Below are 26,438 nucleotides of genomic sequence, written 5' to 3' on the forward strand. Positions count from 1 at the left end.
GTCACCCGTTGGTGATGAGATAGTCGACGAGCGGCGCGGGGGTGACGACGTGATCGGGCGCGATCACGCCGACAGGGACGATATGCTCCGCCGTCACGATGACGGTGTCGGCTGCCATCGCCATGACCGGGTTGAAGTTGCGCGAGGTGAGGGCGTAGGCGAGGTTGCCGAGGTAGTCGGCGAGGAAGGCGTGCACCAATGCGAATTGCGCCCGCAGCGCCGTTTCCAGCAGGAACGGCTTGCCGTCGACTTCGATCTGGCGCTTGCCTTCGGCCACCAGCGTTCCGACCCCGGTCGGCGTCAGCACCCCGCCGAGACCGCACCCGCCGGCGCGGATGCGTTCGACGAAGGTGCCTTGCGGCACGAGGTCGACCGCGATCTGGTTCGCCAGCATCTGCTGCTGCGCCTTCGGATTGAGACCGATATGCGTTGCCGTCAGCTTCGACACCAGTGCCTGATCGAACAGCTTGCCGACGCCCTTGCCGGGCGTGGCCGCGTCATTCGAGATCAAGGTCAGACCCGTCTTCCTCTGGCGCACGACTTCGTCGAGCAGCCGCTCCGGCGTTCCAACTCCCATGAAGCCGCCAACCATGACGCTGGCGCCCGCCGGGATCATCGCAACGGCTTCTTCGACGGAAACAGCCTTCATGATCGAAACTCCCGGTCGCCCGACGATGGGCTGAAGGGCGGTAATGTGTGGATGTTGGCGGGCGGGCGACAGGCTCCCTTGATATGGGTCAAGGGCCTCTGGATCATTGCGCGCCGTCAGCGCGTCCCTCTCCAACGTGAACGCTTGGTAGGCCTTGGGAATGATTTGGGAACCTCGACGCTGAGGCGCGCTAAAAGGCTCAAGAGAAACCGACGCTTCCGTAACAAAACCGGATCCAGTCCGGAGAGCCGAATCTTACTAAATTCAAAAGCTTGCCCTTGCATCCTAATGCTGCGTGCTATGTGCTTTGCCTGAAATCGAGAGCGAAGCACCGGGGTGCAGCACGGAATCGCGCTCGAACACCTGTGCGTCGGCGAGGTCCCGCCATTCGGACGGCGCCAAAACGACTCAATTTACGTCGAGCGTGGATCTGCCGGACACTCGCGGAGCTGATTCCCATGCCAGACATCAAGGTCGACCGTTCTGATTTGGCCCCCTCGATTCTGCCGGCCGGCATCCCCGAGCTCAGCGACGATGAATGCCTCGCTTGTCTCGCGCGCGCAGTCGAGGCGCCGGATTCGGCGCGGCTTGACGAGGTCGCTGGCCTCATTGGCCGCCTGGCAGTCGCCATCGAATAGGGCCGGCCCGGCCCTCCATCAGGAGAGGTTGCGGAGGGCGAAACGCGCATCGCCAACCGCTATGTTGCGTTTTGACCGAGCATGCTCCAAAAGATGCCGCGATTTTTCTCCGCGGCATCGTCCGCATTGCAGGGTCCGCAAATGTCCGGTTTTTCGACCGCGCGCCAAAAAATGGTCGATGGCCAGGTGCGCACCAATGACGTCACCGACCGTCGTGTTCTCGATGCCATGCTCACGGTGCCGCGCGAGGCTTTCGTGCCGGCCGGCCGGCAGGCGCTGGCTTACCTCGATCTCGACCTCGACGTCAGCGAGGGCGCCGCCAAGCGGTTCCTGATCAAGCCGGCGCTGACCGGCAAGCTGCTCCAGGCCGCCGAGATCGGCGCGGATGACAACGTGCTGGTCGTGGGCTGCGCCACCGGCTATCTCGCCGCACTGGCCGCCAAGCTCGCGCGTCAGGTCACGGCGACCGAGTGCGATTCGGCTTTGGCGGCCAAGGCCAGCGACGCCTTCGCCGCCCAGGGGCTTGCCAATGTCGCCTGCAAGGCGGCGGCCTGCACCGAGGGGGACCCTGCTGCTGCCCCCTATGATGTGATTCTCCTCAACGGCGCGGCCGAGGTGATGCCGGAAGCGCTGCTCGGGCAGCTGGAGGAGGGTGGGCGCCTGGTGGGGGTGTCGGCCGAATCGAGGCCGCCGCGCGCCACGATCGTGACCCGTACCCACGGCGAATTCGGTCATCGGACCCTGTTCGACGCCGCCGCCCCGGTGCTTCCCGGGCTGGAACGGGCGGCTGCCTTTGTCTTCTGACGGCCCCAAAGCCGCCCCAAATCCGTTCTGAATCAGAAGTGTGGCCGGGATGCTGCACGCGAAGAGTTTCCACTGAGAACCACCCCCAGGTAGTTCCGTCGCGCTTGACCGCGTCCTATGTTGCGGCGGGGCAACGACTCCATTGGTACGGTACCCCGGCTCGCGGGCACGAGCAGGGCGCTAGAACGAACGGAATTTCACGGATGCATGGGGTGAAGCTCTTCACCGGAGCTGCGGTTTCGGTCCTGCTGCTGGCGCTTGCCGGGCCGACACCTGCCTTGGCGGATACGATCGAGGGCGCGCTGGTGCGCGCCTATCAGAACAACCCGCAGCTCAACGCACAGCGTGCCCAGGTGCGCTCGACTGACGAGGGCGTGCCTCAGGCCTTGTCGGGCTATCGCCCGAGGGTCAATCTGACAGCGACCGGTGGCTATTCATATCAAGATTTGCAGAGTGCCCCCGGGACCAACTCAGTCTACGGAACGAGGGTGCCTCGCAGCATTGGCGTGACGGCGACACAGACGCTCTACAATGGCAACCAGACCGCCAACCGGACCCGCGCGGCGGAGAGCCAGGTGTCCGGTACGCGTGAAGCGCTGCGCGGTATGGATCAGAGCGTACTGCTGAGCGCCGCGACGACCTACATGGACTATCTGCGGGATGCCGCCACGCTCGAAGTCCAGCGCAGCAACGTGCGCGTCCTCGAGCAGACACTGAAGCAGACCCGCGACCGCTTCAATGTCGGCGAAGTGACCCGCACCGACGTCGCCCAATCGGAAGCGCAACTGGCGGCCGGGAGGACCCAGGCGCTCACCGCTGAAGCGAATCTGACGACGACCCGCGCGAACTACCGTCGCATCATCGGAAACGAGCCCACGAATCTTGCGCCCGGCTCGCCTGTCGATCGGTTTCTGCCTCAGACGCTGGCTTCCGCCATCGAGCTCGGCCTGATCGAGCACCCCAACGTGACGGCCGCCATGTACGGCATCGACGTCAATTATCTGCAGGTCAAGATCAATGAAGGAGCGTTGCTGCCGACACTTTCGGTTCAGGCAACGGCCCAGCGGGCCGACGAACAATCCTTGATTCAGATGCGTTCGTACACCGCATCGGCGATCGCGCAGCTCACCGTGCCGATCTATAATGGCGGTGGTGAATATTCGCTGATCCGCCAGTCCAAGGAGAACCTGGCGCAGCAGCGGCTCAACCTCGAAACGACTCGCGACCAGACCCGCGCGACCATTGTGCAATGGTGGGGCTCGCTGCAGGCCACCAAGGCGCAGGTGCAGTCGGCTCAGGCGCAGGTGACGGCGTCCGAGATCGCCCTGAACGGCGTCCGCGAGGAGGCCAAGGCCGGCCAGCGCACCACGCTGGACGTGCTCAATGCGCAGCAGGCGCTGGTGAACGCGCGCGTTGCGTTGGTGACCGCGCAGCACGATCGCGTGGTCGCATCGTATAACGTCCTCGCGGCGGTCGGGCGTCTATCGCCGCAGGTCCTCGGCCTTGCGACTACGACCTACGACCCCAGCGTTCACTATCATCAGGTGCGGGACAGCTGGGCGGGTGTGCGCACGCCTGACGGCCGCTGATTCCCGTAATCATCCGGTCGATCTCGCCAATAGCCGAGGTCGACCGGTGCTTTGCTTGCAATCGTCAAAATCCCTGACATAGCCTTGCCAAGATGATGCGGGTCGATTCGCCCGCGTTGATGTCGTGTGCGTAACGCTTCGGCGCCGGGGGCAGGGGCGCACCGCTGCGCGTCGAGCCGTGATCTGGGGACAAGTCGGGCTGCGGCGACGAAAATGGCGGACCCATCGTTGCGGAACCGGCCAATCCTGCCGTGCTTGGTGTAAAACAACGCATGCGAGGGCGTTGATGATGTGGAGTCGGAGATGACGCAGCCTGCAAAGGTCACAGAACCCTCGATGGAGGAGATTCTGGCCTCGATCCGGCGCATCATTGCCGACGACGAGGCAAAGCCCCCGCCGGCTGAGGCCGCCAAGCCCGAGAAGGCTGCTGCGCCCGCCGCGCCGCCGAAGCCGCAGGCGATGAACGACATCCCGCCATCCAAGGTCGCTCCGCCTAAACCCGCCGCCGAGAAGCCGGCACCGCCGCCGGCTGCAAAGCCGGCGCCGCCACCTGCGCCGGCGCCCGCGGCGGACGCATCAAACAGCCAGGACGATATCGACGCGTTGCTGGCGGGTCTCGATGCGGCCACACCTACGCCGGAGGTCCGCGCGCCCGAGCCAGAGCCCGAGCCTGAGCCTGAGCCCGACGTGCTCGAACTGACCGACGACATGGCGATGGACCCGACGCCGCCTCCGCCGCCGCCGACCTTCCGCAAGGTCGAGCCACGCGACGATCTCGAATTCGCCGAGCCGCCGCGTCCCGCCCCGCCGCCGTCCTACGCGCCGGTGGACTTCGACGCGCCGCCGCTGCCCCCGCAGCAGCCGATCCTCGCGCAATCGACGGTCTCCGCGGTCGAATCCGCCTTCAACTCCCTGGCCCATACGGTGCTCAGCAGCAATGCGCGGACGCTGGAGGACCTGGTCAAGGAGATGCTGCGGCCGATGCTGAAGTCCTGGCTCGACGACAACCTGCCCGGCCTCGTTGAACGCATCGTGAAGGCCGAAATCGAGCGGGTCTCGCGCGGCGGCCGCTGAGGGCGGCCGAAGGGCCCTCATAAAGCCCGGCTTGGGCGTCATATTCGGGCCCCGGACCGGGCTGGAAAGCGCTGTTGCCGCCTCGTTTTCCCTGGCCTTTTCGTTGACTTTTCGTTGACTTGGCCCCCTCGCGCGGCTTTCTAGCAGCCCCATGATCGAGAAAAATTACCAGCCCGCCGATATCGAAACCCGCATGTCCGTGGTGTGGGAGGACAGCCTTGCGTTCAAGGCTGGCCGGCCCGACCGCCGTGATGCCGTGCCCTTCACCATCGTGATCCCGCCGCCGAACGTGACGGGCTCGCTGCACATGGGCCACGCCCTCAACAACACGCTGCAGGACATCCTTTGCCGGTTCGAGCGCATGCGCGGCCGCGACGTGCTGTGGCAGCCCGGCACCGATCATGCCGGGATCGCCACCCAGATGGTGGTCGAGCGGCAGCTGATGGAGCGCCAGCAGCCCGGTCGCCGCGAGATGGGCCGCGAGAAGTTTCTGGAGCGGGTCTGGCAGTGGAAGGCCGAGAGTGGCGACACCATCATCAACCAGCTCAAGCGCCTCGGTGCGTCCTGCGACTGGTCGCGCGAGCGCTTCACGATGGACGAGGGCCTGTCGAAGGCCGTCGTCAAGGTCTTCGTCGAGCTGCACCGTGAGGGCCTGATCTACAAGGACAAGCGGCTGGTGAACTGGGACACCAAGCTGCTGACCGCGATCTCAGATCTCGAAGTGCAGCAGACGGAAGTGAAGGGCCACCTCTGGTATCTGCGCTATCCGATCGAGGGCAAGACGTTCAACCCCGAGGATCCCTCGAGCTTCATCGTGGTCGCCACCACGCGCCCCGAGACCATGCTCGGCGATACCGGCGTGGCCGTCCATCCGGAGGATGATCGCTACCAGAAGCTGATCGGCAAGAATGTCGTCCTGCCGCTGGTCGGCCGCAAGATCAAAATCGTCGCCGACGAGTATTCCGATCCCGAGAAGGGATCGGGCGCTGTGAAGGTGACGCCGGCGCACGACTTCAACGATTTCGAGGTCGGCAATCGCCACGGGCTGCGCCGGATCAGCGTGCTCGACAGGGAAGGCTGTCTCGATCTCCTCGACAACGAGGATTATCTGCGCGACCTGCCCGAAGGCGCTGCGCAATTCGCCGAGGAATTCCACAAGGTCGACCGCTTCGCTGCGCGCAAGCGCATCGTCGAGCGGCTGGAATCGTTCGGCTTCGTCGAACGGATCGAGCCGCACACCCACATGGTGCCGCACGGCGATCGTTCCAACAGCGTGATCGAGCCCTACCTGACCGACCAGTGGTACGTCGACGCCAAGACGCTGGCGAGACCTGCGATCGCGGCGGTGCGTTCGGGCGAAACGACGTTCGTGCCGAAGAACTGGGAAAAGACCTATTACGAGTGGATGGAGAACATCCAGCCCTGGTGCATCTCGCGTCAGCTCTGGTGGGGCCATCAGATCCCGGCCTGGTACGGCCCTGACGGCAAGGTGTTCGTCGCCGAGACCGAGGAGGAGGCCATCAGCCACGCGCTCGGCTATTACGTCGAGCAGGAGGTCATTACGCCCGAGCAGGGCCGCGAGATGGCGCTCGACCGCAACAAGCGGGAAGGCTTCATCACGCGCGATGAGGACGTGCTCGACACCTGGTTCTCCTCGGCGCTGTGGCCGTTCTCGACGCTCGGCTGGCCCGACGAGACGCCCGAGGTGCAGCGCTATTATCCGACCAATGCGCTGGTGACCGGCTTCGACATCATCTTCTTCTGGGTCGCCCGCATGATGATGATGGGCCTGCACTTCATGAAGGAAGTACCGTTCTCGACCATCTACATCCACGCCCTCGTCCGCGACGAGAAGGGCGCCAAGATGTCGAAGTCGAAGGGCAACGTCATCGATCCCCTCCACCTGATCGACGAATACGGCGCCGACGCGCTGCGCTTCACCCTGGCCGCGATGGCGGCGCAGGGGCGCGACATCAAGCTCGCCACCAGCCGCGTCGAAGGCTACCGCAATTTCGCGACCAAGCTCTGGAACGCGTGCCGGTTCGCGGAGATGAACCACTGCGCCGTGCCTGATGGTTTCGAGCCGGCGAAGGCAAAGGAGACGCTGAACCGGTGGATCGCGCATGAGACCGCCCACACCACGCGCGAGGTGACCGAGGCGATCGAAGCTTATCGCTTCAACGATGCAGCCGGCAGCATCTATCGCTTCGTCTGGAACGTCTATTGCGACTGGTATGTCGAGCTCGCCAAGCCCGTGCTGCTCGGTCCGGACAACCCTGCCAAGGACGAGACCCGCGCCATGGTCGCCTGGGCGCGCGACGAGATCCTGAAGCTGTTGCATCCCTTCATGCCCTTCATCACCGAAGAGCTGTGGGAGGTGACGGCCAGGCGCGAGGGCCTGCTCGCATTGGCGCCGTGGCCGCTGAAGCCGGTCGAGCCGACGCCGGAGCAGCTCGCGATGCTTGCGGCGACCACGGGACCGACCGATGCGCTCGTCTCGCCGGCCTGGGTGCTGCCGATCTTCGATCATGCCGACTTCACCGATCCGGCTGCCGAAGCCGAGATCGGCTGGGTCATCGACCTCGTCACGCAGATCCGCTCGGTGCGAGCCGAGATGAATATCGCGCCGGCAACGCTGACGGCGCTGGTGCTCGCAGGCGCTTCGGCCGAAACCAAGGAGCGCGCGCCGCGCTGGACCGATGTCATCAAGCGTATGGCGCGGCTGTCGGACATCTCGTTCGCCGACCGCGCGCCTGACGGCGCTGTCCAACTGCTGGTGCGCGGCGAGGTCGCCGCGCTGCCGCTCAAGGGCGTGATCGACGTCGGCGCCGAGCGCACGCGTCTCGACAAGGAGATCGCCAAGGCCGAGGCCGACATCAAGCGCGCCGAGTCGAAGCTGGCGAACGAGAAGTTCGTCGCCAACGCGGCCGAGGAGGTCGTCGAGGAGGAGCGCGAAAAGCGCGAGGCGGCGCTGGCGCGCAAGGCCAAGCTGCTCGAGGCGATGGAGCGGCTGAAGCAGGCGTCTTAGAGCATGATCGGAACAGTGTGCAGCGGTTTTCCGGAAAGATCATGCTCAAACAATAACCTAAAGCGCGATGATGATTCATCGCGCTTTAGGCCTATTTCGGAAACGGCTTGCTCAAAAACTTCGAGCCCCTGACGCCGTAGCGCCAGGGCAGTTCGACCGCCTTGGTGATGCCGATGCGGATGCCGGTTGCGACCTCGACATCCTCGGTTCGCGCATGCAACGCGATGGGGGGCCGGTCCAGCGGCAGGGCGTTGTGCGCGATGGTGATGCCGAGCGCCTCGGTCAGCTTGCCAGGGCCCGAGCACAGCGCATGCACCTCCTGCAGACGCCGGCGTTGGCGCATCGCGGCCAATCCATGCGTCGGCTCCAGCGCGCGGATCAACACGGCACTGGCCGAGCCTTCCTCCTCGCAGACGAAGTTGACGCACCAATGAATGCCGTAGGAGCGGTAGACATAGGCAAAGCCAGGCGGGCCAAACATGACCTGGTTCCGCTGCGTCGGCCCGCGATAGGAGTGCGCCGCCGGGTCGGTATGGTGATAGGCCTCGACCTCGACGATGATCCCGCCGACGCCGTCGACGAGCATGGTGGCGCCGATCAGGTCGGGCGCGACCTCATGGACGCTGCGTCCGAAGAAGGCGCGCTTCAGGGGCTTGCCGAGCCGCGGTGGTGAAGCGTTCGAGATTGGAGCCATTCGAGGTGAGAATCGCCTGAGAACAGAGCAAGATATTGCCCATATCTGCCATGTTCCCTGAAGCGGGGCGAGCCGGGTTGCGATGCCAGGCCAGACCGACTAGGTAGGACCTGAACAGACCGGACACCCCATGGTCGTTATTGTCGATACCATCTCGAATCCGCTGCGCCCGCGCCACCCCGAAAAGGTGAATCGGCCCGATTCCGCTTCGCCGCCGAAGCCGGACTGGATTCGCGTGCGCGCTCCGAACACCCGCGGCTATGCCGACACCCGCAACATCGTGCGCGCCAACGGCCTGCACACGGTGTGCGAGGAGGCGGGCTGCCCGAACATTGGCGAGTGCTGGGACAGGAAGCACGCGACCTTTATGATCATGGGTGACACCTGCACCCGGGCCTGCGCCTTCTGCAACGTCAAGACCGGCTTGCCGAATGCACTGGATGCGGCCGAGCCGCAGAACGTCGCCGAGGCCGTGGCCAAGCTCGGCCTCGCCCACGTCGTCATCACCTCGGTCGACCGCGACGACCTCACTGACGGCGGTGCCGAGCATTTCGCTCGGACTATCCGCGCGATCAGGGCCGCGTGTCCCTCGACGACGATCGAGATCCTGACGCCCGACTTCCTGCGCAAGGAGGGGGCGCTCGAAATCGTCGTTGCGGCGAAGCCCGACGTGTTCAACCACAATCTCGAGACGGTGCCGTCGCGCTATCTCACGGTGCGGCCCGGCGCGCGCTACTTCCATTCGATCCGGCTGCTGCAGCGGGTCAAGGAGCTCGATCCCACCATCTTCACCAAGTCCGGCATCATGGTCGGCCTCGGCGAAGAGCGCCACGAGGTGCAGCAGGTGATGGACGATCTACGCTCGGCCGACGTCGACTTCCTGACCATCGGACAATATCTGCAACCGACCCGCAAGCATCACGCGGTGATGCGCTACGTGCCGCCGGACGAGTTCTCGTCCTACGAAAAGATCGCCTACACCAAGGGCTTCCTGATGGTGTCGGCAAGCCCGCTCACCCGCTCGTCGCATCATGCCGGCGAGGATTTCGCGAGACTGAAGGCTGCGCGGGCAGCTCACGCCCGCTGACGTACCATGCATCGAGTTTCGAGCAAGCACCGTGTCAACCACAGCGCGTCCGAGATGTTTGATCTGGTCGCCGATGTCGAGCGCTACCCGGAATTCGTGCCGCTGTGCAGCGCGCTGAAGGTGCGCCAGCGCATGGCGAAACCCGACGGCACCGAGGTGCTGGTCGCCGACATGACGGTGTCGTTCAAGCTGGTCAAGGAATCCTTCACCAGCCGCGTGACGCTCGACCGCGCCAATCTGAAGATCCTGGTCGAATATCTGCAAGGTCCGTTCAGGAATCTGGAAAACCGTTGGACGTTCGAGCCCAAGGGCGAGGGCGTCTGCGACGTCGGCTTCTTCCTCGCCTACGAATTCAAGAGCCGCATGCTGGCGATGCTGATGGGCTCGATGTTCGATGCCGCCTTCGCGCGGTTCTCGACCGCGTTCGAGAAACGGGCGGACGCGATCTACGGCCGGCCAAAGCTGGCGTCGACGTAGTCGCGATCAGCACTGCTCTCTCCACCGCTCGCAATGACAATGGAGCGGCGGGCGTGCCCTCCCAATCCAACATCGCTCCGTGTTCCCCATCAGCATCCACCGGGATCATTTCGCATCGCGGCGCGTTCTCAACCGACTGACCGGGTTGGAGCCGTCATGACCATCAATTTCGACACGCTGAAAGCTTCGCTTGTCCTGTATGGCCTGAACGCGATCTACGCGGTCCTGCTGCTCGCGGTCGGCTGGTATCTGTCCGGCGCGATGCAACGCTTCGTCACGCGCGTCCTCAGCGTGACCCACCGCGTCGACCCGCTGGTGACGCTGTTCGTAGGCAGCCTTGCGCGCTATGGCGTGCTCGCGGTCGTCGGCATCGCCGTGCTGCAGCTGTTCGGCATCCAGACGGCGAGCCTCGTTGCCGTGCTGGGCGCGACCTCGCTCGCCATTGGTCTTGCCTTGCAGGGCACGCTGTCCAATCTCGCCGCCGGCGTGATGCTGCTCTTGTTCCGGCCCTTTCACATCGGCGACGATGTCGAGGTCGCCGGCAAGGCGGGCAAGGTGAGATCGCTGTCGCTGTTCATGACCGAGCTGGTCGCGCCCGACAACACGCAAATCCTTTTGCCGAATGGACAGGTCTGGGGCGCGGCCATCATCAACCACAGCGCCTATCCTGGCACGGGCGAGATCAAGGTGACGTTTCCGGTCCCCGCCGGCGCCGTTCCGGCGCTGGCCGATCGCATCCTGAAGGAGCTTCGCAAGGATTCCCGCATCGACGATCAGGCGCAACCTGCCGTCTCCGTCAGCAAGGTCCTCGATGTCGCCAATCCCGCCGCGCCGATCCTGGAATTGACGGTTAGCGCCAAGGCGAAACCGTCTGAAGCTGGCGCGGTCAAGCAGTGCGTGCTTGATCATGCGAGCGCGCTGCTTGCCACGGCCGCCTGAGACGATTTATCCCCGCGGCGGACGTGGCGGCCTGCGTTTGACCACATGCCGGCGCGGTGAGCGCGTCACACGCGGGCGCAGGCGGCTGGCGGCGGTGCGCTGCGGCTTGGCCGCGACTTGCGGGCCGCGGGCCAGATCCATCAGCATGCGCAGCGCCTCGACCACGGAGCGGGCGCGCACCGCGCTGCGGCCGATGGCGCCGAAGCGGTGCTCGCGGTGGATGATGCGGCCGTCGCGCGCGGCGGCGGCGAAGTGCACGAGACCGACCGGCTTGCCGGGCGTGGCGCCGCCCGGGCCGGCGATGCCGGTAATGGCGACCGCGAGATCGACATCGGCGCGCTCAAGCGCACCGATTGCCATTGCGGTCGCGGTCTCCTTGCTTACGGCGCCGAAATTGGCCAACGTGCTCGCCTCGACGCCAAGCATCGCGCGCTTGGCCTCGTTGGAATAGGTGACGAAGCCGCGGTCGATGACATCGGACGAGCCCGGGATGTCAGTCAGTGCGCCCGCGACGAGACCGCCGGTGCAGGATTCGGCCGTTGCGATCGTCAGCTTGCGCATCCGGCACAGATCGAGCAGCGAGCGGGAGAGGGCGCGTGCGTCGCTGCCGCCCATGGCCTAGACGCCCCAGGGAAGGCGGATGGTGGCGCTCGCGGTCGCCGCGATGCCTTCCTCGCGGCCGGTGAAGCCGAGCCGCTCGCTGGTGGTCGCCTTCACTGCGATGCGCGAGATGTCGACGCCGGAGATCTCGGCGATGCGCGCGCGCATGGTGTCGCGCAACGGGCCGATCTTCGGCCGCTCGCAGATCAGCGTGACCTCGAGATTGGCGACGCGGCCGCCGCGCGCTGCGACGCGCTCGATGGCATATTTCAGGAACTGGTCGGAGGAGGCGCCCTTCCACTTCGCATCGCTCGGCGGGAAGTGCGAGCCGATGTCGCCGTCGGCGAGAGCGCCGAGAATGGCGTCGACCAGCGCATGCAGGCCGACATCGCCGTCGGAATGAGCCAGGAAACCCTTGGTGTGCGGCACGCGCACGCCGCAGATCATGACATGGTCGCCTTCGCCGAAGGCGTGCACGTCGTAGCCGGTGCCGGTCCTGATGTCGCCGAGCTGGGCGGCCAGGCGCGCTTCCTCGCGCACGAAATCCTCGGGAGTTGTGAGCTTCATGTTGGCAACATCGCCTTCAAAGGTTGCAACCGTCAATCCTGCCCATTCGGCAATCGCGGCATCGTCGGTGAAATCCGAGCGTCCATCCCTTGCCGCACGACGATGCGCCTCGAGGATGACGTCGAAACGAAAGGATTGCGGCGTCTGTGCGATCCGCAAGGAAGCGCGCTCCGGCGTGGCCTCGACGTTGCCGCTTTCGCCGGTGACCTTGATGGTGTCGGTGACGGCAACGGTGGGGATCGCAGCGCCGTTGCGGCTCGCCGCCTCGATCGCGCGCGAGATCACGCCTTCCGAGACGAAGGGGCGCGCGGCGTCGTGGATCAGCACGATGTCCGGATTGTGCTTGGCCAGCGCTTCGAGGCCGGCGAGCACCGAAGCCTGCCGCGTCGCGCCGCCATTGGTCGGTGGCTCGTGCCTGAGCCCTGCGACCGCTGCGGTGAACATGGCGCTGTCGTCGGGGTTCACCACCGGCTGCACCGCGAACACCTCAGTGTGACCGCTGAAGGCTTCCATGGCGCGGCGGATCACGGGCACGCCGCCGATCTCGCGATATTGCTTCGGCCCGCCGGCGCCGGCGCGCAGTCCACGCCCGGCTGCGACGAGGACGACCGCGGTGCGCTGTGATTTCGCCATAGGACTCAAATACTCAATTGCTAATGAAAGAGCAGGGGGTGATTTGCCGGCATGCCTCTAGCACGGCAGGCCCGCAAAAAAAGGGGGTTTCCCCGGATTGTGGGAAACAGCATTTTGCTGCAGTGCACTTGAAAGATCTACAGAACTGTCTAAACTGTAGGCATGACGCTTGACTGCACAAGAATTGTGCGCAAGATAGATCATGGCAGGCGCGATGAGGCCCTGCCCAGTCAACGGGACCCCTGTGACCGGCTCGGCAGTATCAGGCTCTAAGCCGTTGAAAATAGGCGATATTGAAGTCGCCACCCCGGTCTTCCTGGCGCCGATGTCGGGTGTGACTGACTCGCCCGTCCGCCGGCTGGCCGCCGAGCTTGGGGCTGGTCTCGTTGTGTCTGAAATGACCGCTAGCGATGAGCTCGCCAATGGCCACCGGATGTCCCGGTTGCGCTGCGAAGCCACTGGCATCGGCCCGCATGTGGTCCAGCTCGCCGGCTGCGAGATGCATTGGATGGCCGAAGGCGCCCGGATCGCCGAAGCGGAAGGCGCCGATATCATCGACATCAACATGGGCTGTCCCGCCCGACACGTCACCGGCGGCCAGTCCGGCTCGGCCTTGATGCGCGACCTCGACCATGCCGTCAGCCTGATCGAAGCGACGATCGCGGCGGTGAAGGTGCCGGTGACGCTGAAGATGCGCCTCGGTTGGGACGACCGCAGCCGCAACGCGCCGGAGCTGGCGCGACGTGCCGAGGCCGCCGGAATCAAGCTCGTCACCGTGCACGGCCGCACCCGCTGCCAGTTCTACAAGGGCGAGGCCGATTGGGATGCGATCCGCGCCGTGCGCGAGGCCACCTCCCTTCCGCTCGTCGTCAACGGCGACATCACCTCTTACGAAAAGGCGCTGGCGGCATTGGACGCCTCGGGCGCCGACGCCGTGATGATCGGCCGCGGCGCGCAGGGCCAGCCCTGGCTGCCGGGCCAGATCGGCCGCCGTCTGAACGGCGGGGCCGAGGAAGCCGTGCCCTCGCTCCAGACGCAGCTGCATTATGTCCGCACGCTCTATGACGGCGTTTGTGCGCTCTATGGCCTGCGCATCGGACTGAGGCACGCCCGCAAGCATCTGGGCTGGGCGCTCGACGTCGCAGCGCAGGCGAGCCGTGCGCCGGCCGAGAAGCTGAAATCCTGGCGGCAGAAGATCCTGGTCTCGGAGGATCCGCGCCTCGTTCACGATGCACTGCAAGACGCCTTCGACGACTTCGCATGGAGCGCTGCTGCATGAGTTCAGCCGCTGAACATCGTCGGCCGCTTCAGTCCGACAGCGACGCAATCCTGGATGCTTTGCCCAACCCCGTGCTCATGATCGGGCCCGACGGCAAGATCGTCGCCGCCAACATCGCCACCGAGGCCTTCTTCGAGATCTCCACGCAATTCCTGAAGCGGCAGTCGCTAAAGGAGCTGGTGCCGTTCGGCAGCCCGTTGCTGGCGCTGATCGACCAAGTGCGCTCCTCGAACGCGCCGGTCAACGAATACAAGGTCGATCTCGGCACGCCGCGCATGGGCGGCGACCGCCAGGTCGACCTGCACGTGGCTCCACTCACCGAGCGGCCCGGCCATATCGTCGTGATGCTGCAGGAGCGCACCATCGCCGACAAGATGGATCGGCAGCTCACCCATCGCAGCGCAGCGCGCTCGGTGATAGCGCTAGCAGCAATGCTCGCGCATGAAATCAAGAATCCGCTTTCGGGCATTCGCGGCGCAGCGCAGCTGCTCGAGCAGCAGGCCTCGTCCGAGGACCGCATGCTGACGCGGCTGATCTGCGACGAGGCCGACCGCATCGTGACGCTGGTCGACCGCATGGAGGTGTTCGGCGACGAGCGCCCCGTGGTGCGCGGCCCCGTCAACATCCATTCGGTGCTCGATCACGTCAAGCGGCTGGCGCAGTCGGGCTTTGCCCGCAACATCCGCTTCGTCGAGGATTACGATCCCTCGCTGCCGCCGGTGCTGGCGAACCAGGACCAGCTGATCCAGGTGTTCCTCAATCTCGTGAAGAACGCCGCCGAAGCGCTGATCGACGTGCCCGATGCCGAGATCCAGCTCACCACCGCGTTCCGACCCGGTGTGCGCCTGTCAGTCCCCGGTCAAAAATCGCGGGTATCCCTTCCGCTCGAATTCTGTGTGAAGGACAACGGACCCGGCGTGCCCGACGATCTTCTGCCCAACCTGTTCGATCCCTTCGTGACCACCAAGCAGACCGGCTCGGGTCTCGGCCTTGCGCTGGTCGCCAAGATCGTCGGCGATCACGGGGGCATCATCGAATGCGAATCTCAGCCGCGCAAGACCACCTTCCGCGTGCTGATGCCGATGTATTCCACATCGGTCAAACACGCCGATCAAAGCAGTCGCGACGGCTCTGCCGGGAAGTCGTCGCCTGCGTCACAGGGGGCAAAATGAGGATCAACGATGCCCGCAGGTAGCATTCTCGTAGCCGATGACGATACCGCCATCCGCACCGTTCTTAATCAGGCACTGTCCCGCGCCGGTTACGAAGTGCGGCTGACCGGCAATGCCGCAACGCTGTGGCGTTGGGTCAGCCAGGGCGAGGGCGATCTCGTCATCACCGATGTGGTGATGCCGGACGAAAACGCCTTCGACCTGTTGCCGCGGATCAAGAAGATGCGGCCGAACCTGCCCGTCATCGTCATGAGCGCGCAGAACACCTTCATGACGGCGATCCGCGCCTCCGAGCGCGGGGCTTACGAATATCTGCCAAAGCCCTTCGACCTGAAGGAACTGATCGCCATCGTCGGCCGCGCGCTCGCCGAGCCGAAGGAGCGGACCTCGTCGCCGGACGAGGACGCCGAGATGGAGGCGATCCCGCTGGTCGGCCGCTCGCCGGCGATGCAGGAAATCTACCGCGTGCTGGCGCGCCTGATGCAGACCGATCTCACCGTGATGATCACGGGTGAGTCCGGAACCGGCAAGGAACTGGTGGCGCGAGCGCTGCACGATTACGGCAAGCGCCGCAACGGCCCCTTTGTCGCGGTCAACATGGCGGCGATCCCGCGCGATCTCATCGAGTCCGAATTGTTCGGCCACGAGCGCGGTGCCTTTACCGGCGCCAACACCCGCGCCTCCGGCCGGTTCGAGCAGGCCGAGGGCGGCACGCTGTTCCTCGACGAGATCGGCGACATGCCGATGGAGGCGCAGACCCGCCTGCTGCGCGTGCTGCAGCAGGGCGAATACACCACCGTCGGCGGCCGTACCCCCATCAAGACCGACGTGCGCATCGTCGCGGCGTCCAACAAGGACCTGCGCGTGCTGATCCAGCAGGGCCTGTTCCGCGAAGACCTGTTCTTCCGCCTCAACGTCGTCCCGCTGCGGCTGCCGCCCTTGCGCGAGCGCATCGAGGACCTGCCGGATCTCGTGCGGCACTTCTTCACGCTGGCCGAGAAGGACGGTCTGCCGCCGAAGAAGCTCGACACGCTGGCGCTGGAGCGGCTGAAGCAGCACCGCTGGCCCGGCAACGTGCGCGAGTTGGAAAATCTCGCCCGGCGGCTCGCCGCGCTCTATCCGCAGGACGTGATCACGTCCTCCGTCATCGACGGCGAGCTCGCGCCGCCCTCGGTCAGCCCGGGGGCTGCGGTCCAGCAGGGGGTCGACAATCTCGGCGGCGCCGTGGAGGCGTATCTGTCCTCGCACTTCCAGGGCTTCCCGAACGGCGTGCCGCCGCCAGGCCTCTATCACCGCATCCTCAAGGAGATCGAGGTGCCGCTGCTCACGGCCGCGCTCGCCGCCACCCGTGGCAACCAGATCCGCGCTGCGGACCTGCTCGGCCTCAACCGCAACACGCTGCGGAAGAAGATCCGGGATCTCGACATCCAGGTGTATCGGAGCGGGGGCTGACTTTCTTGCGACGAACGCCAAACGCGCTAGCGCGGACCGGTGGCTCAGCTCCCCCTACCAAGGCAGAGCTGAGCCTGTCCGGATCGCGCTGGCCGTTGTGGCTGACGCGGTGAGCACAAGTCCTGACGGGACTCTAATGTTCCGCCCGCACATTCAAATTGGTCGTCGGCCGCAGCGCGGCCATTGCGCCTATCTGACCAGTCCGCCGGAGGCTGGCACCACGCTCGCGACATTCAGCGGCGGCTGCTGAAGGCCGAGGCCGTTGACCAGGAGGTCGGCGGCCACGATCAGCAGCAGAACGGCCGAAACCATCGTCGCGAGAAAGATCCTATCCATGCGGATTAAGCCGGGACGGCGGGAATCCGTTCCGCCCAGGCGGCATGTGCCTGTGGATTGCGCGGGTCCGCCAGGGAGAACACGCCGCGGAATTGTCGCAATTCGGCAACAATGTGGTACGAATACATCAGTATCCGCGCGTCCGCGGACCCGTTTTCAGCATCATTGCCGGAATGACCAGCGCAGATACCTCGGCCGCACACTTTGACACGGCCCCAGCGGAAGAGCCCCGGCGCTGGTCGGTGCGACGCTGGCTGGCGCCCTTTGCCGTCGCGCTGGCGCTGCTGTCGGCCTTCCTGACCTTCCTGGTCCTGACGGGTCTGAGCACGATCGAGCCGACGCCCGCGGTGGTCCGCACATTCTATCTGATCAATGCCGCCACGATCCTGCTGCTGGTCGGGATCATTGTCCGGGAACTCTGGCAGCTGATCCTGGCGCGGCGGCGGGGCAGGGCGGCGGCGCGTCTTCACGTCCAGATCGTCAGCCTGTTCTCGATCGTGGCGGTGCTGCCGGCGGTGCTGGTCGCCGTCGTCGCCAACGTCACCATCGAGCGCGGCCTCGACCGGCTGTTCTCCGGGCCGACCAAGGAGGTGATCCAGAACTCGCTGACGATCGCGCGGGCCTACATGCAGGACCATGCGCAGCTGATCCGCGGCGACATTCTCGGCATGGCCAACGACATCGCCCATGCCCGGCCGCTCTACGACCAGGACCGCCGCTCGTTCCGCGAGATGCTGACGGCGAGCGCCGCGTCGCGCAACCTGCCGGGCGCGATGATCATCGACAAGAACACCAACATCCTGGAATCCGCCGACACCGGCATGCGGCTCGCTTATTCGCCGCCCGCGCCGGACTTTCTCAGCAACGTCAACGAGAACGAGCCCGAGATCGCGGTCCTTCCCGATGCGAGCTTCGTTGCCGCGGTGATCCGCCTGCGCGCCTTCAACGACACCTTCCTCTATGTCGCCAGGCCGCTTGATCCGAATGTCGTCAATCAGCTCAAGCAGACCGAGGTCAGCGTCGCCGAATACGCCCAGATCGAATCGCGCAGGCTCGGCATCCAGGTCGCCTTCGCGCTGATGTTCGCGGTGATCGCGCTGACCATTCTCATGGCTTCGGTGCTGATCGGTCTCAACTTCGCCAACTCGCTGGTCTCGCCGATCCGGCGGCTGATGAACGCGGCACATACAGTTTCGACCGGCGACCTGCACGTCCAGGTGCCCGTGCACCAGTCGGAGGGCGATCTCGCCCAGCTGGGCGAGACCTTCAACAAGATGACGCAGGAATTGCGCAGCCAGCGCGACGAGCTGGTCAACGCCAGCGACCTCATCGACAGCCGCCGCCGCTTCATCGAGGCGGTGCTGTCATCCGCGAGCGCCGGCATCATCGGCGTCGACGCGTCCGGCAGCGTCGGCATCCTCAACCGCTCCGCAGAGAAACTGATCGGGCACTCCGAAGCCGAGACGCTCGGCCATCCGCTCTCCGACGTGCTGCCCGAGCTCGACGAGATGATGAAGACGGCGCGGGAAGGCACCCAGCGCCTGGTGCAGGGCCAGATCACGATCACCCGCGACGGCACCGAGCGCAACCTGTCGGTCCGCGTCAGCGCCGAGAAGAACCAGCCGCATGACAGCTACATCATCACGCTCGACGACATCACCGAGCTGGTCTCGGCGCAGCGTACCTCGGCCTGGGGCGACGTGGCGCGCCGCATCGCGCATGAGATCAAGAACCCGCTGACGCCGATCCAGCTCTCGGCCGAGCGCATCCGCCGCAAGTTCGGCAAGGACATCACCGAGACCAAGGACAAGCAGATCTTCGACCAGTGCACCGATACCATCGTCCGCCAGGTCGACGACATCAGGCGCATGGTCGACGAGTTCTCGCGCTTTGCGCGGATGCCGAAGCCCGTGATGGAAGGCGAGGACGTCGCCGACACGGTGCGCCAGGCCGTGTTCCTGATGAAGGTCGCCCATCCCGAAATCGACATTGAGGCCGAGTTCAGGCAGGATCCGCTGCGCGCCCAGTTCGATCGGCGCCTGATCTCGCAGGCGGTCACCAACATCGTCAAGAACGCCACCGAGGCGATCGAGCAGGTCCCGCCCGAGGAGCTCGGCAAGGGGCGTATCGACGTCGTGGTGTCGCGCGAGGGCGACGACGTGCTGATCGACGTCATCGACAACGGCATCGGCCTGCCCAAGGTCGCGCGCTCGCGCCTGCTCGAGCCCTACGTCACCACGCGCGCCAAGGGCACCGGGCTGGGCCTTGCCATCGTCGGCCGCGTGCTGGAAGACCATGGCGGGCGGATCGAGCTGAAGGACGCCTCCGACTTCCGTCCAGGCCAGCGCGGTGCCTGGATGCGCATGCGCTTTGCCGTGTCAGGACAACCCGCGAAATCCGCGACAACGGAGCAAGGGCCGGCGGTCAACGGTGCGAATGGGATAACCTCCAAGCCCGACATCACGCAAACGGCGACGGAATCCGTCGCGACCCAGGCAACAAAAGAGCCGGCCGCCGGAACCAAAGAGCCGGCTGAAAAGACCAATGATTCAACCAAAATCGAAGCCTCAACAGGCAGCTGACAAGACAGGCGCGATCCATGGCAAGTGAAATTCTGATTGTCGATGACGAAGCCGATATTCGCGATCTCGTTGCAGGCATTCTCGAAGACGAGGGGTTCGTCACCAGGACCGCGCGTGACAGCGACACGGCGCTCGCCGAGATTGCCAATCGTCGGCCGCATCTGGTGTTTCTCGACATCTGGCTGCAAGGCTCCAAGCTCGACGGCCTGCAGCTCCTGGAGCAGGTCAAGAAGGACAATGCCGACCTGCCCGTCGTGATGATCTCCGGCCACGGCAACATCGAGACCGCGGTCGCCGCGATCAAGCGCGGCGCCTACGACTTCATCGAGAAGCCGTTCAAGGCCGACCGCCTCATCCTGGTCGCGACCAGAGCGCTGGAGAACTCGCGGCTGAAGCGCGAGGTCAAGGAGCTGAAGCAGCTCGCCCCGAGCGCCAGCCAGCTCGTCGGCCGCTCGCCCAGCATGAACCAGCTGCGCCAGACCATCGAGCGGGCGGCCAAGGCCAACAGCCGCATCCTGATCGTCGGCCCCGCCGGCGCCGGCAAGGAGCTGACCGCGCGCACGCTGCATACCGCTTCGGGCCGCGCCGACGGTCCGTTCGTCGTCATCAACGCCGCCGCGATCACGCCCGAGCGAATGGAGCATGAGCTGTTTGGCGTCGAGCAGTCCAATGGCGAGCAGCCGCGCAAGCCCGGCGCGCTCGAAGAGGCGCATGGCGGCACGCTGTTCATCGACGAGATCGCGGACATGCCGCGCGAGACCCAGAACAAGATCCTGCGCGTGCTGGTGGAGCAGTCGTTCCAGCGCGTCGGCGGCACCGCCAAGGTGCAGGTCGACGTGCGCATCATCTCATCGACCGCACGCAATCTCGAAGAGGAGATCGCGGCCGGCCGTTTCCGCGAGGACCTCTACCACCGGCTCTCGGTGGTGCCGATCCGCGTGCCCGCACTGTCGGAGCGGCGCGAGGACATTCCGGAACTGATCGACTATTTCATGGAGCAGATCTCGGCCGGCAGCGGCCTGCCCAAGCGCCAGATCGGTCAGGACGCGATGGCGGTGCTGCAATCGCATGTCTGGCCCGGCAATGTGCGCCAGCTCCGCAACAACGTTGAAAGAGTCATGATTCTGGCCGCCGGCGGGCCGGAAGTCATCATCACCGCCGACATGCTGCCGCAGGATGTCGGCTCGATGGTGCCGGCGATGCCGACCAGCAACAATGGCGAGCACATCATGGGCCTGCCGCTGCGCGAAGCACGCGAGGTGTTCGAGCGCGACTATTTGATTGCACAGATCAGCCGTTTCTCAGGAAATATTTCTCGAACGGCCGAGTTCGTTGGCATGGAACGCTCGGCCTTGCACCGGAAGTTGAAAGCGCTCGGCGTCGGCTAATGCTGCGACGCTGCGGCGGCATCTCGGGATTAGGCAAAGAAAATCATCGATTTCCGTAATTTTTCGGGGCAATAGGGCCACGCCTGCCGCTTCAAGCGGCTTGCCTAATACCCCGACCTGTCCTCTAATCGAACCGCTGTTCCTTCCGAGGGGGATCTCATGAGGGACGGCAACCGGAGGAGGCCCCGAACTCCACAAAGAGGGCCGCATTCGGCGCAATAAAAAGAAACTCAAAGCGAGAAAAAAACAATGGCGGCAGACCGCGCACAAAACCTACAGGACACCTTCCTTAATCACGTTCGCAAAACCAAGACGCCACTGACGATCTTTCTGGTCAACGGAGTGAAGCTCCAGGGCATCGTGACCTGGTTCGACAATTTCTGTTTGCTGCTTCGGCGCGACGGTCATTCGCAGCTGGTCTACAAGCATGCGATCTCGACCATCATGCCGGGCGCTCCGATTCAGTTGTTCGAAGGCGGCGAGGACCAGCCGGCTTGAGAGTGACCTGATTGGAACCCCGGAATTTCGACGGGGATGCCGACCGTCCGCGGTCGGCAGGGGCTACGCAGACGGGGCGGGTGCTTGTCATCGGCCCCTACTTGCGCGTGCGCGCGGGCAGCGCCGACGTGCAATCGGTGACTCATGCCTTGCGCGATACCGAGGCCCGGCTCGATGAAGCCGCCGGCCTCGCTCGGGCGATTGATCTCGTCATTGCCGACGCCATCGTCGCGCCGGTCAGCCAGATCCGCCCCGCGACCTATATCGGCAAGGGCAAGGTCGAGGAGATCGCCGGGCTGATCAAGACCCTCGAGGTCGAGCTCGTGGTGATGGATTGCGCCTTGTCGCCGATCCAGCAGCGCAATCTCGAAAAGGAATGGCACGCCAAGGTGCTCGACCGCACCGGGCTCATTCTCGAAATCTTCGGCCGCCGCGCCAAAACCAGGGAAGGCTCGCTGCAGGTCGAGCTTGCGCATCTCAACTACCAGCGCTCGCGCCTGGTGCGCTCATGGACCCATCTCGAACGCCAGCGCGGTGGCTTCGGCTTCATGGGCGGCCCCGGCGAGACGCAGATCGAGGCCGACCGCCGCCTGATCCAGGAGCGCATCTCCAAGCTCGAGAGCGAGCTGAAGAAGGTGCAGGCGACGCGGCGCCTGCACCGTGCGGGACGTCAGCGCGTGCCGTATCGTGTCGTCGCGCTGGTCGGCTACACCAATGCCGGCAAGTCGACGCTGTTCAATCGCCTGACCCGCGCCGACGTGCAGGCGGCCGACATGCTGTTCGCGACGCTCGATCCCACCTTGCGGGCGCTCAACCTGCCGCATGGCGGCAAGGCGATGCTCTCGGACACCGTCGGCTTCATCTCCAACCTGCCGACGCAGCTCGTCGCCGCCTTCCGCGCCACGCTGGAGGAGGTGCTGGAGGCCGACGTCATCCTGCATGTCCGCGACATCTCGCATGAGGACGCCGAGGCGCAGCAGAGCGACGTCGACGCAGTGCTTCGCCAGCTCGGCATCAACCCTGATGATTCCGGCCGCATCATCGAGGTCTGGAACAAGATCGACCGTTTCGACCCCGAGCAACGCGAAGAGCTGCTCAACATCGCCGCGCGCAGGCCGGAGGATCATCCGGCGATGCTGGTCTCAGCCGTGTCGGGCGAGGGCGTCGATGCTCTGCTCGCCGCGATCGAGCAGCGGCTCGCGGCGAAACGGACCACGCTCGATCTCTCCATCGACGCCGCCGACGGCGCCGGCATCAGCTGGCTGCATCGCAACGCCGAGGTGCTGTCGAAGGAGCTCCACGACGGCCGCTTCGACATGACCGTGCGGGTGGACGAGACCAAGCGGGACATCGTGGTGAACAGGTTCGACGCCGTGCCACATCTGCCGGCGTGAGGCCGGCGCGCATCTGGACTACGCGGTTCGCGTCTCCGAAGTCACCTTCGTCTCCACTTTCGCGGCATTCCACAACGCGTCCATCTCCGCCAGCGAGGCCTGCTCGAGCGTCCGGCCCTGCGCCTCCAGTGCCCGCTCGATATAGGCAAAGCGCCGCTCGAATTTTGCATTCGTCGCGCGGAGCGCAGCCTCCGGATCGGCATCGACATGGCGGGCGAGGTTGACGAGGGCGAACATGAGGTCGCCGGTCTCTTCCGCAATCTCCTGCTTGTCGTTGCGGTCCAATGCCGCCTCGATCTCGTCGACCTCCTCGCGGATCTTGTGCAGCACCGCGCGCGGGTCGTTCCAGTCGAAGCCGACGGTGGAGGCCTTGCGCTGCAGCTCCATCGCGCGGGTCAAAGCGGGCTGGCCGGCCTTCACGCCCGAGAGCAGCGATTTGTGCGTCGGCGCCTCCTCCGGCGGCCGGCGCGCGGCGCGTTCGGCTTTCTCCTCCGCTTTGATGCGGTCCCAGACTTCCTTGACGTGGGAGGAGGCGAGATTGCCGTCCTTGTCGGCGAAGACGTGGGGATGGCGGCGGATCATCTTGCGGGTGATGGCCAGGACCACGTCACCGAAATCGAACGCGTTCTGCTCCGAGCCCATCTGGGCGTGGAACACGACCTGGAGCAGGAGATCGCCAAGCTCCTCTCTGAGATCGTCGAGATCGCCGCGGGTGATGGCGTCCACCACCTCATAGGCTTCCTCGATCGTGTAGGGCGCGATCGTCGAAAAATCCTGCTCGAGGTCCCAGGGGCAGCCGGTCACCGGCGTGCGCAGCGCCGCCATGATCTCGATCAGGCGGGAAATGTCGCGGGAAGGGGTCATTGCCGGGCAGTCTCCTGGGATACAGAGCCTTATGCCAAAAGCGGGCCCCCGATCCCAGCGCAAGGCGGCGGAACTGGCCGATTTCCACCGATTGGCGGGCAAGTCGTGCGATGCTAAAGCGCGGGCCATGAGTGATGCATTTTCCTCACAAACCGCGCTGGTGCTGTTCTCCGGCGGCCAGGATTCCACCACCTGCCTCGCCTGGGCGCTGAGCCGCTTCGCCCGCGTGGAGACGCTGGGGTTCGAGTACGGCCAGCGCCACGCCATCGAGCTTGCCTGCCGCGACCGCCTGCTCGACGGCATCAAGGGCCTGCGCGCCGATTGGGCCGCAAGGCTCGGCGAGAGCCACACGCTGTCGATCCCGACGCTGGCGGCCGTCTCCGAGACGGCGCTGACCCGCGACGTCGCGATCGCGATGGGCGCGGACGGCCTGCCGAACACCTTCGTGCCGGGCCGCAACCTCGTGTTCCTGACCTTTGCGGCGGCGCTGGCCTACCGGCGCGGCATCAGCCACATCGTCGGCGGCATGTGCGAGACCGATTATTCCGGCTATCCCGATTGCCGTGACGAGACCGTCCGCGCCATGCAGGCCGCGCTCTCGCTCGGCATGGCCAAGCAGTTCGAGCTGCACACGCCACTGATGTGGATCGACAAGGCCGCGACCTGGCGGCTCGCGCATGACCTCGGCGGCGACGGCCTCGTCGATCTCATCCGCGAGCACTCCCACACCTGCTATCTCGGCGAACGCGGCGCACGGCACGATTGGGGCTACGGCTGCGGCGAGTGCCCGGCCTGCAGTTTGCGGGCGAAGGGGTGGAACGACTACGTGGCGGGACGGTAAGCTCGCTCTGTCGTCATTGCCAGGAGCCCTTGCGACGAAGCAATCGAGACTGCCACCGCGGAGGGATTCTGGATTGCTTCGCTGCGCTCGCAATGACGACGGAGCAATCAGCTAGCCAAAATCCTCTGGCCTGAGCTCGATCGGCTTGCCGTGTGGCGTGCGATCCGCGGCGTGGTCCCACGCATTCCGATAGCGGTGCAGCGTCTCCATCGACGCGACGCCCTTGCGGGCGACGAGGCCCTCCAGCGTGGCGAGCCAGTGCAGATAGTAGGTCTCGCCGGTATCAGGGTCGCCGGCGGCCTGGGCGCGCTTGATCTCGTCGGCGAGGGCGGCGGCCCATTCCGGCCAGGTGAACACGCCGCGCTCGTGCAGGCTCAGGGCCATCGCGAAGGCATGCGCCTCCCAGGGCGCACGGAACACCGGGCCGTCGTCGTCGCACGGAATGCTCGGGATCGCCGCCGTTGCGGCGGCCGCAAGCGCGCTGCTCATCACGCCGGATCCAGATAGGGCTCGAACGCGTCGATCGAGACCTTCAGCGTGGGATCGCCGTCCTCGCCCCAGAGGTCGCGGCCGTCGAACACGACGGTGTAAAGCCATTGCGGGTTCTCGCCGCGCTCCATCGCCGCCGTGTCAGGAAACACGTGGCAGCCATGGTTCAGCTCGACCACGCCGACATGGCCACGGACATAGCGCGGCAGCCGCGTGTGCGTGGCTGGATGAATATTCCTGGCGCGGACGCGATCGCCGATGTTGAATTTCGCCGGAGCCGGGGCAGGGCGGCCGAACTTGCCGCGCACCATCACGCGCTCGACATTGGCGCGGTCGAACTTGCCGTGCTTGAGCGCCTTTGCAGGCTGCATCGCATGGCCGGCAGCGACCTCCTCGCGGGTGAGATAGCCCTTGTCGATCAGCATCTCCTCGAGCCCGAGAAACCATTTCTTGTAATAAGAGCTCGAGAGATAGACGTGCGGCGGCAAGGTCTCGCGATAGAAGCGCGAGGTGTCGATGTTGAAGGCGCCGGCCGCGCCCATCGCGCGCACCATGGCCAGCACGCGCGACTCCCATTCCTCGTGAAACATCGGCTCGTTCGGCTCAGGCTCGACCTTGCCGAACCCGTCCATGCCGCCCATGTCGTGCACGCCGTTCACGACGGTGCGCCCGGCGTCTTGGGGAAACCGGTGCCGATCATGGAGTCGCGCGTCACGAGCTCGGCGAGCTGCTCCTCGCTCCAGCCTTCCGTGCCCGCGGGGCGCATCGGCAGCACCAGGAAGCGCGTCTCGGCGGTGGAATCCCACACCCGGATCTCGGTGTCCTTCGGCAGCGCGACGCCGAAATCGGCGAGCACGCCGCGCGGGTCCTTCACCGCGCGCGAGCGGTAGGGCGCGGCCTTGTACCAGACCGGCGGCAGCCCGAGCATTTCCCAGGGGTAGCAGGAGCACAGTGTGCACACGACCATGTTGTGCCGCTCGGGCGTGTTCTCGACCACGACGAGATGATCGCCGACGCGGCTGACATGGCCGAGCGTGCCGATCGCCTTGGAGCCGTCCTGCAGCAGCGCCGTCTTGAACGCCGGATCGGTCCAGGCTTTGGCGACCACGCGCGCGCCATTGTGCGGGCCGATCTTGGTCTCATAGGCCTGGATGATAGCGTCGAGCGCAGCCGGCTCGACATAGCCTTTTTCGGTCAGGATCGTCTCGAGCGCGCGCACGCGCAGCTCGGTCTCGGACAGCTCGGAATGATCGTGATCGTGGTGATGATGGTCGTGATCTTGGCTCATGCCGCGGAAGATAGGCGCAATGGCTAGGGGCTGTCGAGGGCTCGTTGCAGCGCAGTCCTGGCACGTATGCGTGAGG

At 65.4% G+C, this 26,438-nt stretch carries 25 protein-coding genes; 16 read left to right on the forward strand and 9 right to left on the reverse strand.

The features are described from left to right. Position 1: 1 nt before the first annotated feature. A complete protein-coding gene (locus N2605_RS16795) occupies positions 2-649 on the reverse strand; it encodes a CoA transferase subunit A (protein WP_035999395.1) in 648 nt (215 codons plus the stop codon). A 458-nt stretch (positions 650-1,107) separates the two neighbouring features. On the opposite strand from N2605_RS16795, the gene N2605_RS16800 reads away from it, so the two are divergent. The 5 genes from N2605_RS16800 (at position 1,108) to N2605_RS16820 (ending at position 7,782) form a co-directional block, all read left to right on the forward strand. Further along, entirely contained in the window at positions 1,108-1,287 is a 180-nt protein-coding gene (locus N2605_RS16800) for a hypothetical protein (RefSeq protein WP_225112861.1), read from the forward strand. A gap of 141 nt (positions 1,288-1,428) precedes the next feature. Next, positions 1,429-2,091 (forward strand): protein-L-isoaspartate O-methyltransferase family protein, encoded by a 663-nt coding sequence (locus tag N2605_RS16805; RefSeq protein WP_225173360.1) that lies wholly within the window; start codon positions 1,429-1,431, stop codon positions 2,089-2,091. Positions 2,092-2,294: 203 nt separating this feature from the next. Continuing rightward, positions 2,295-3,680, forward strand: a complete 1,386-nt coding sequence (locus N2605_RS16810; RefSeq protein WP_035999388.1) for a TolC family outer membrane protein — start codon at positions 2,295-2,297, stop codon at positions 3,678-3,680. Between the two features lie 303 nt (positions 3,681-3,983). Continuing rightward, positions 3,984-4,754, forward strand: a complete 771-nt coding sequence (locus tag N2605_RS16815; protein ID WP_225112862.1) for a PopZ family protein — start codon at positions 3,984-3,986, stop codon at positions 4,752-4,754. 151 nt (positions 4,755-4,905) lie between these two features. Continuing rightward, entirely contained in the window at positions 4,906-7,782 is a 2,877-nt protein-coding gene (locus tag N2605_RS16820; RefSeq protein WP_260347275.1) for a valine--tRNA ligase, read from the forward strand. A gap of 91 nt (positions 7,783-7,873) precedes the next feature. Here N2605_RS16820 and N2605_RS16825 read toward each other — a convergent pair whose 3' ends face one another. Continuing rightward, entirely contained in the window at positions 7,874-8,476 is a 603-nt protein-coding gene (locus tag N2605_RS16825; protein WP_225125420.1) for a DNA-3-methyladenine glycosylase, read from the reverse strand. Between the two features lie 130 nt (positions 8,477-8,606). Here N2605_RS16825 and lipA point away from each other — a divergent pair, with 130 nt between their 5' ends. The 3 genes from lipA (at position 8,607) to N2605_RS16840 (ending at position 10,979) form a co-directional block, all read left to right on the forward strand. Continuing rightward, positions 8,607-9,563, forward strand: a complete 957-nt coding sequence (lipA, locus tag N2605_RS16830; protein ID WP_225125418.1) for a lipoyl synthase — start codon at positions 8,607-8,609, stop codon at positions 9,561-9,563. A 6-nt stretch (positions 9,564-9,569) separates the two neighbouring features. Continuing rightward, a complete protein-coding gene (locus N2605_RS16835) occupies positions 9,570-10,040 on the forward strand; it encodes a type II toxin-antitoxin system RatA family toxin (RefSeq protein ID WP_027542754.1) in 471 nt (156 codons plus the stop codon). A 156-nt stretch (positions 10,041-10,196) separates the two neighbouring features. After that, complete coding sequence (locus N2605_RS16840) at positions 10,197-10,979, forward strand: mechanosensitive ion channel family protein (RefSeq protein ID WP_050996038.1); 783 nt, start codon at positions 10,197-10,199, stop codon at positions 10,977-10,979. A 6-nt stretch (positions 10,980-10,985) separates the two neighbouring features. Here N2605_RS16840 and N2605_RS16845 read toward each other — a convergent pair whose 3' ends face one another. Both N2605_RS16845 and N2605_RS16850 read right to left on the reverse strand, forming a co-directional pair. Continuing rightward, on the reverse strand, positions 10,986-11,594 hold the full coding sequence (locus N2605_RS16845; protein ID WP_035999375.1) for a CinA family protein: 609 nt from the start codon (positions 11,592-11,594) through the stop codon (positions 10,986-10,988). A gap of 3 nt (positions 11,595-11,597) precedes the next feature. Then, positions 11,598-12,779 carry a bifunctional 2-C-methyl-D-erythritol 4-phosphate cytidylyltransferase/2-C-methyl-D-erythritol 2,4-cyclodiphosphate synthase gene (locus tag N2605_RS16850; RefSeq protein ID WP_225173358.1) on the reverse strand — a complete coding sequence of 394 codons (1,182 nt, stop codon included), beginning with the start codon at positions 12,777-12,779 and terminating at the stop codon, positions 11,598-11,600. A gap of 277 nt (positions 12,780-13,056) precedes the next feature. Here N2605_RS16850 and dusB point away from each other — a divergent pair, with 277 nt between their 5' ends. From dusB to ntrC, 3 genes are read left to right on the forward strand one after another with little or no spacing between them, the layout of a single operon-like run. Next, positions 13,057-14,058, forward strand: a complete 1,002-nt coding sequence (dusB, locus tag N2605_RS16855) for a tRNA dihydrouridine synthase DusB (protein ID WP_085968735.1) — start codon at positions 13,057-13,059, stop codon at positions 14,056-14,058. Next, complete coding sequence (locus N2605_RS16860) at positions 14,055-15,230, forward strand: two-component system sensor histidine kinase NtrB (RefSeq protein WP_035999469.1); 1,176 nt, start codon at positions 14,055-14,057, stop codon at positions 15,228-15,230. The genes dusB and N2605_RS16860 overlap by 4 nt, the downstream gene beginning before the upstream one ends. A 9-nt stretch (positions 15,231-15,239) precedes the next feature. Then, positions 15,240-16,682 carry a nitrogen regulation protein NR(I) gene (ntrC, locus tag N2605_RS16865; RefSeq protein ID WP_035999368.1) on the forward strand — a complete coding sequence of 481 codons (1,443 nt, stop codon included), beginning with the start codon at positions 15,240-15,242 and terminating at the stop codon, positions 16,680-16,682. A 189-nt stretch (positions 16,683-16,871) separates the two neighbouring features. Here ntrC and N2605_RS16870 read toward each other — a convergent pair whose 3' ends face one another. After that, entirely contained in the window at positions 16,872-17,018 is a 147-nt protein-coding gene (locus tag N2605_RS16870) for a hypothetical protein (protein ID WP_167361662.1), read from the reverse strand. Between the two features lie 173 nt (positions 17,019-17,191). Here N2605_RS16870 and N2605_RS16875 point away from each other — a divergent pair, with 173 nt between their 5' ends. The 4 genes from N2605_RS16875 (at position 17,192) to hflX (ending at position 22,880) form a co-directional block, all read left to right on the forward strand. Continuing rightward, a complete protein-coding gene (locus N2605_RS16875; RefSeq protein WP_225147954.1) occupies positions 17,192-19,600 on the forward strand; it encodes a sensor histidine kinase in 2,409 nt (802 codons plus the stop codon). A gap of 17 nt (positions 19,601-19,617) precedes the next feature. Then, positions 19,618-20,988: a nitrogen assimilation response regulator NtrX gene (gene ntrX / locus N2605_RS16880; RefSeq protein ID WP_036039494.1), complete on the forward strand. Its 1,371-nt coding sequence runs from the start codon at positions 19,618-19,620 to the stop codon at positions 20,986-20,988. A gap of 249 nt (positions 20,989-21,237) precedes the next feature. After that, a complete protein-coding gene (hfq, locus tag N2605_RS16885) occupies positions 21,238-21,486 on the forward strand; it encodes an RNA chaperone Hfq (RefSeq protein WP_007591126.1) in 249 nt (82 codons plus the stop codon). Between the two features lie 11 nt (positions 21,487-21,497). Continuing rightward, entirely contained in the window at positions 21,498-22,880 is a 1,383-nt protein-coding gene (gene hflX, locus N2605_RS16890) for a GTPase HflX (protein ID WP_198399778.1), read from the forward strand. 18 nt (positions 22,881-22,898) lie between these two features. Here hflX and mazG read toward each other — a convergent pair whose 3' ends face one another. Beyond that, entirely contained in the window at positions 22,899-23,744 is an 846-nt protein-coding gene (mazG, locus tag N2605_RS16895; protein ID WP_109143783.1) for a nucleoside triphosphate pyrophosphohydrolase, read from the reverse strand. Between the two features lie 127 nt (positions 23,745-23,871). Here mazG and queC point away from each other — a divergent pair, with 127 nt between their 5' ends. After that, positions 23,872-24,585 carry a 7-cyano-7-deazaguanine synthase QueC gene (gene queC / locus N2605_RS16900; protein ID WP_260347276.1) on the forward strand — a complete coding sequence of 238 codons (714 nt, stop codon included), beginning with the start codon at positions 23,872-23,874 and terminating at the stop codon, positions 24,583-24,585. 111 nt (positions 24,586-24,696) lie between these two features. Here queC and N2605_RS16905 read toward each other — a convergent pair whose 3' ends face one another. Genes N2605_RS16905 through nthA form a run of 3 tightly spaced genes read right to left on the reverse strand, consistent with a single transcriptional unit; the run spans position 24,697 to position 26,362 of the window. After that, positions 24,697-25,074: a nitrile hydratase accessory protein gene (locus N2605_RS16905; RefSeq protein ID WP_036028031.1), complete on the reverse strand. Its 378-nt coding sequence runs from the start codon at positions 25,072-25,074 to the stop codon at positions 24,697-24,699. After that, positions 25,074-25,733 carry a nitrile hydratase subunit beta gene (nthB, locus tag N2605_RS16910; protein WP_260347277.1) on the reverse strand — a complete coding sequence of 220 codons (660 nt, stop codon included), beginning with the start codon at positions 25,731-25,733 and terminating at the stop codon, positions 25,074-25,076. Before nthB ends, N2605_RS16905 begins: the two co-directional genes overlap by 1 nt. Further along, positions 25,730-26,362 (reverse strand): nitrile hydratase subunit alpha, encoded by a 633-nt coding sequence (gene nthA, locus N2605_RS16915; protein ID WP_035999337.1) that lies wholly within the window; start codon positions 26,360-26,362, stop codon positions 25,730-25,732. Before nthA ends, nthB begins: the two co-directional genes overlap by 4 nt. Between the last annotated feature and the right edge of the window lie 76 nt (positions 26,363-26,438).

Source organism: Bradyrhizobium yuanmingense, assembly GCF_025200905.1.
GTDB classification, from domain to species: domain Bacteria; phylum Pseudomonadota; class Alphaproteobacteria; order Rhizobiales; family Xanthobacteraceae; genus Bradyrhizobium; species Bradyrhizobium yuanmingense.